We start from the raw sequence: 5,831 nt of genomic DNA, 5'->3' as shown, positions 1-5,831 counted from the left end.
CCGGCGATCCGCCGCACCGCGTCGACGTCCTGCGGGAACCTCGCGTAGTGGCCCTCGTTCTTGCCGACGACCCGCGGGTACGCGGCCCGGTAGACGTCGGCGGCGGAGCTGCGCAGACCGGCCAGGCCGCCGGTGACGAAGGCCCGGTCCAGTCCCTCGGGAGCGATCGAGAGGTAGGTGAGGGTGCAGAAGCCGCCGAAGCTCTGACCGAGCACGCTCCAGCGGCGGTCCCCGCCGAGCAGCCGGTGGCGGATCAGTTCGGCGTCCCGCACGATCGAGTCGGCCCGGAAGTGCGCCAGGTACTCCGCCTGCTCCTTGGCCCCGCCCCGGCGGGCCAGCGTCTGCCGGGTGGCGGGTGTGGACCGCCCGGTGCCGCGCTGGTCGAGCAGGAGCACCCGGTGGTCGTCGAGCGCGCGCTCCAGCCAGCCGTCCCGGCCGAGCGGCCGGCCGGCCTTGCCCCCCGGTCCGCCCTGGAGGAACAGCAGCCAGGGCAGGTCGGTGTCCCCGGTCCGGCCCGAGGCCACCACCTCACGGGCGTACACCTCGATCTGCTCGCCCTGCGGGGCGGCGTGGTCGAGCGGCACCTGGAAGACGTGCTCGGTGAAGGCAATCCCGGGCAGCCGGCTGGCGGTCGACATACAACTCCTCGGTCTCTGCTGGTCACAGCGGTCGCGTCGGCTCCGCCCGGGGTTGCCGGTGGCGGGCCCGCGACCCCCGCACCGTATCCTGGCCGCGGCCCGGGGCCGCCTCCGGCGGCAGCCGCCCGCGACCGCCCACCCGGCGGACCGTGCGGCCGGGCCGGGACCACGGATCGGCAGCCCCGGCGGGCAGCAGGCGGTCGCGGTGCACCGGGCGGGCCCCGGACGCCCGGCGGGCGTGACCTGTGGCCGGTCTCCGGCGTTGACCCCGGGGGCCCTGCGCCCGGGCGCCACCGCCCCGGGCGGGGCGGACCGGGACCCGACCCGGCACCGGTGACGGCGCCGTCGGACGGGGCGCGGAACGGGCCGCAGGGCGGGGCCGGACATCGGCTCCGGGGCCGGCGGCGGGGTGCCGGTCGGACCGTCGGGCCCGACCGGGCAACGGGGAGGGGCCTCCGGGCGCGACAACGCCCGGGGACCAACGGCGCGGGGCGGGTACCGACTGGGTACTCGGCACCGCATGGCACGGCCCGGCATCGGGTACGGCCAGACACGGCACAGACCGGCGGGGGATTCCGCCGGTTCGGAACCAGCACGCGATCGAGCATGCTCGCGGCCCATCGGCCTGACCGGCCACCGGACCGCCGAGGGGAGGAGAGTCCGGTGACCGCGATGAGGCCGCCACAGGCCGCACCGGCCGAGAGTGTGGTCGGCGCGCCGAGACCGGCGGGCCGGCCGGACCAGGCCCACCCGGCCGGCGCCGGTGGTCCGGCCAGGTCCGCGCCGCCACGCCCGCAGCCGGCCGCGGTCCACCACGCGGTGCTGTGCGTGAAGGCGCCGGCGATGGCCGCCTCGGACCCCGACGGCCAGTTGCGCGGGCACGGCCTGCACGGGTTCTACCGCTCCGGCGTCCGGGTGGTGGCCCGGATGGAGCTGCGGCTCGGCGGGATCGAACCGCTCCCGCTCCAGGGCACCCTGACCACGGCGGCCCAGGCCCGCTTCCTGGGCGCCGTCCGCCTCCCCGGCGACCTCGATCCGGACCCGGCGCTCACCGTCGAGCGGCTGCGGCACGCCGACGGCGTGGAGACCGTCACGGTGCGCAACGCCGGCGGCCGCCCGGCCCGGCTGCCGCTGGAGATCGCGCTCTCCACCGATCTCGGCCCGGTCGCCGAGATCGCGGCCGGCCACCGCTCCCCGGACCTGCCCGGCCAGGTCCAGTCCGCGGGGCTGCGCTGGGCGGGGCCCACGCACAGCGCCACGGTCAGTGCCCAGCCCTCGCCGCACGCCGTGCTGGCCGGTGCCGGTGTGCTGCGCTGGGACCTCGACGTCCAGCCGGGCGCGCGCTGGTCGGTCGAGCTCCGGGCCGAGCTGGAGAGCACGGTGCCCGCCCCGCGCCCGCCCGGCGGCCGGGGCCCCGGCGTCCCGCTGCCCTGGGCCGAGCCCGAGGTGCGCTGCGACGACCCGCGGGTGGCCCTGGTGGTGTCGCGCTCCCTGGACTCCCTGGGCGGTCTGCTGTTCGCCGACCCGGACCGGCCGACCGACCTGTACCTGGCGTCCGGCGCGCCCTGGCGGTTCGGCCTGGCCCCGGCCGACGCGCTCTGGGCGGCCCGGCTGACCCTGCCGCTCGGCACCCGGCTGGCCGCCGGCACCCTGCGCGCGCTGGCCCGTCGTCAGCAGCAGTCCGCCGCCGGGTCGGGCGGGCCCGGCCAGGGCGGCCGCCGCCCGGAGGGGCTGCTGCCCGGCGCGCTGCGGCACGGCGGCCCCGAGCTGCCGCCGACCTGCACCGCCACCGAGGCCACCCTGCTGTTCGTCACCGTGCTGGCCGAGGCCTGGCGGTGGGGCCTGCCCCGGGCGGAGGTCCTCGAACTCCTCCCGGCCGCCGAGCGCGCGCTCGGCGCGCTGCGCGAGGGCCTGGTGGACGGCTTCGTCACCGACCTGAGCCGCCCGGTCGAGGAGCGCGCCGCCCACCCGGTGCCGGCCAGGGCCGAGGTCCAGGCCCAGGCGCACCGGGCGGCCCTGCACGGTGCCGAGCTGCTGGCGGCCTTCGGCCGGCCCGGCGCCGAGGAGTGGCGGGGCTGGGCGGCCGCCCTGCGCGGCCGGTTCCGCGAGCGGTTCTGGGTGGACGACCTGTCCGGCGGGCGCCCGGCCGCCGGGCTCGCCCCGGGCGGGCAGCCGCTGCCCGCCGTGGCCGCTTCCCTGGTCCACCTGCTCGACCCCGGCCTCGCCGCCGACGGCGGCCGCCACGAGACCCTGCTGGACCGGGAGCAGACCAGGCTGCTCGCCCAGCGGCTGGCGGCGCCGGAGCTGGACAGCGGCTGGGGGCTGCGCACGCTCAGCGCCAAGTCCCCCCGGTTCAACCCGCTCGGCCACCGCAGCGGGGCGGTGCGCGTCCACGAGACCGCGCTCGCGGTCGCGGGCCTCGCCGAGGCCGGCCACGAGAACGAGGCGGGGGCCCTGCTGGAGGGGCTGCTCGCGGCGGCGGCCCACTTCGACGGGCGGCTGCCCGAGATGTACGCGGGGGAGCAGTGGACGCCCGGCTCCCCGCCGGTCCCGCACCCGGGGGCCTGCCGGCCGGCCGCGGTCTCGTCCGCCGGGGCCGCGCACGCGGTGTTCGCTCTCGCCGGCGTCCGGCCGGACGTCCCCGGCGGGCGGGTGCTGGTCCGCCCGGCCAGTACCGCGCCGCTCGGGGAGCTGGAGCTGACCGGGCTGCGGGTCGCCGGCGAGCCCTTCTCGGTGCGGGTCAGCCGGATCGGCGTCGCGATGGTCGAGGAGGCGTCCGCGGAGCTCCAGCTGGTGGCCCGCTGACGGCACCCCACCGTCACCATCACGGTCACCGCCGCCGCCCGCCCGCGGCCCGGAGCGCACCGCACCGCGCCGGACCGGGCGCGGCGGTCGGTCGGGGGCGTCCGCGACGGTCGGCAGGTGGGTCGCAGCACGGTCCGTACGCGGGCCTGTGCTTATCGTCAGAGAGACGACTATGATCGTCGCCATGTCGCGTTATGACCCGTCGGCCTTCCCCCCGTTCGCAGTCACGGTCGACCTGGTCGTGCTGACGGTGCGCGAGCACGCGCTCTGTGCCCTGCTGGTCCGCCGGGGCGAGCCGCCCTACCAGGGCTACTGGGCGCTCCCGGGCGGCTTCGTCCGCCCCGACGAGGGCCTCGCCGAGGCGGCCTCGCGGGAGCTGGCCGAGGAGACCGGCCTGCGGGCCCCCTCCGCCCCCGGGCACGACGCGGCCGGGCCCGGTGCCGCCGGCGCCCACCTGGAACAGCTCGCCACCTACGGCCACCCCCAGCGCGACCCTCGGATGCGGGTGGTCAGCGTCGCCTACCTGGTGCTCGCGCCCGACCTGCCGACCCCGCGCGCGGGCGGCGACGCGAGCGGCGCCCGGTGGGCCCCGGTCACCGAACTCCTCGGCCCGGACCGGGCCGACGGTGTCCCGCTCGCCTTCGACCACGGGCTGATCCTGGCGGACGGCGTGGAGCGCGCCCGCTCCAAGATCGAGTACTCCTCGCTGGCCACGGCGTTCTGCGCGACCGAGTTCACCGTCGGCGAGCTGCGCCGCGTCTACGAGGCGGTGTGGGGCGTGGTGCTCGACCCGCGGAACTTCCACCGCAAGGTCACCGGCACCCCCGGCTTCCTGCTGCCCTCCGGTGGCACGACGACCCGTCAGGGCGGGCGCCCGGCCCAGCTGTTCACCTCCGGCGGGGCCAATGTGCTCAACCCGCCGATGCTGCGCCCGGAGTCCTGAGCCGCCCGGTCGTCACCGGTCCGGCCGGGCTCCCCGGCGGGGCCGTACCCGGCCCCGGCGCCGGACCGCGCGTCTCGGTCGCAGGATCGGATTTTCCCCTGATCGGGTGAGGTGTGCGGGCGGTCGGCCCGTGGCGCTCCCGTAATGCCCGGAATCTCCACCGCGGGCCCCTAATGTGCTGGCGCGGAACCGTGCGGGTGCGACCCGGCGCGCCGCGGACCAGGTCGGCCGAGGGCATGGGAGCAGCCAGCGATGATCCAGATCACCGGACTGACCAAGGTTCACCGAGGGGGAGGCCCCCCGGTGCTGCTGGATCTGACCTTCGAGGCCCGCCCGGGCGCGGTGACGGCCCTGCTGGGACCCGAGGGAGCGGGCAAGTCGACCGCGCTGCGGCTGATGCTGGAACTCGAACGGGGCCAGGGCGTCACCCTCTTCGCCGGCCGCACCTACCGGCGGCTGCGTCGGCCGGAGCGCGAGGTCGGTGTGCTCCTGTCCGGACCGGTCGACGCCCCCGGGGCGGCCGACCTCGCCGGGCACCCCGGCCGGAAGGCCCGGGGGCACCTCAGGATGCTGGCCGCCGCGGTCGGCGTGCCCGCCCGGCGGGCGGACGAGCTCCTGGAGCGGACCAGGCTCGCGGCCGTCGCCGAGCAGCGCCTGCGCGCCTACTCGCCGGGCATGCACCGGCGGCTCGCCCTGGCGGCCGCCCTGCTCGGAGAGCCCGGCACGCTGCTCCTGGACGCGCCCACCGAAGGCCTCTCGCCGCGCAACGTGGAGTGGTTCCACGCCTTCCTGCGGTCCTTCGCCGCGGAGGGGGGGACGGTCCTGGTCACCACCCGCACCCCGCAGGAGGCCTCGCAGCTCGCCGACCGGGTGGTGACCCTGGACCGGGGACGGATGGCGGCGGACGAGTCGGTGACGGAGTTCCGGCGCACCCGGCTCAGCCCGGAGGTCGCGGTGCGGGGGCCCCAGATGGCCCGGCTCGCCGATCTGCTGGCCGGTCAGGGCGCGCAGGTCCGGCGGGACGGCGGGACCGAACTCGCGGTGTCCGGCGTCGGCCGGACCGAGATCGGCGAACTCGCCTACCGCCACGGCATCCTGTTGCACGAACTCGCCGACCGGGTGGTCGAGCGGCCGGCTCCCCGGGCGGACCTGCGGGTGGTCGCGAGCGGTCCGGGCCGCCCCCGGACGCCGGAAGCCGCAGCCGCGCCGGTGCCGGAGGACGCCAGGGCGGCGACGACCGAACAGGCCGAACAGGCCGAACGGGCCGAACGGGCGGAACGGGCCGGACAGGCCGGACAGGTCGGACAGCACGACCGGACGGTGGCGATGCCGGTGGCGCGGCCCCGGGCGCTGGCCGCCGCAGCCCGGGACGCGGAGCCCGCACCCACCCTCGCCCTGCCGGTCGCGCCGCCCCCGGCCGGCGGCTCGTCGGCCTTGACCGCGCC

4 protein-coding genes are annotated in these 5,831 nt (G+C 78.3%); 3 read left to right on the top strand and 1 reads right to left on the bottom strand.

What is annotated here, in order from left to right:
* The coding region (locus tag BI06_RS40380) for an alpha/beta fold hydrolase (protein ID WP_149030641.1) at positions 1–638 on the bottom strand (638 nt) is incomplete at its 3' end.
* A gap of 672 nt (positions 639–1,310) precedes the next feature.
* On the opposite strand from BI06_RS40380, the gene BI06_RS40375 reads away from it, so the two are divergent.
* The 3 genes from BI06_RS40375 to BI06_RS40365 form a co-directional block, all read left to right on the top strand.
* Positions 1,311–3,443 (top strand): glycogen debranching N-terminal domain-containing protein, encoded by a 2,133-nt coding sequence (locus BI06_RS40375; RefSeq protein ID WP_082559045.1) that lies wholly within the window; start codon positions 1,311–1,313, stop codon positions 3,441–3,443.
* Between the two features lie 184 nt (positions 3,444–3,627).
* Positions 3,628–4,386 carry an NUDIX domain-containing protein gene (locus BI06_RS40370; RefSeq protein ID WP_030396627.1) on the top strand — a complete coding sequence of 253 codons (759 nt, stop codon included), beginning with the start codon at positions 3,628–3,630 and terminating at the stop codon, positions 4,384–4,386.
* A gap of 252 nt (positions 4,387–4,638) precedes the next feature.
* Positions 4,639–5,831: ATP-binding cassette domain-containing protein (locus tag BI06_RS40365; RefSeq protein WP_149030639.1), on the top strand; the 1,193-nt coding region annotated here is incomplete at its 3' end.

It is taken from the genome of Kitasatospora sp. MBT66 (assembly GCF_000710405.2).
Lineage (GTDB): Bacteria > Actinomycetota > Actinomycetes > Streptomycetales > Streptomycetaceae > Kitasatospora > Kitasatospora purpeofusca.
Note: the sequence above shows the minus strand (reverse complement) of the source record. Positions and strands in the feature narration are given on the sequence as shown.

Excerpts from the sequence above, each read along its gene's own strand:
- BI06_RS40370 (WP_030396627.1), top strand. The coding sequence starts at position 3,628 with ATGTCGCGTTATGACCCGTCGGCCTTCCCCCCGTTCGCAGTCACGGTC.
- BI06_RS40375 (WP_082559045.1), top strand. The coding sequence starts at position 1,311 with ATGAGGCCGCCACAGGCCGCACCGGCCGAGAGTGTGGTCGGCGCGCCG.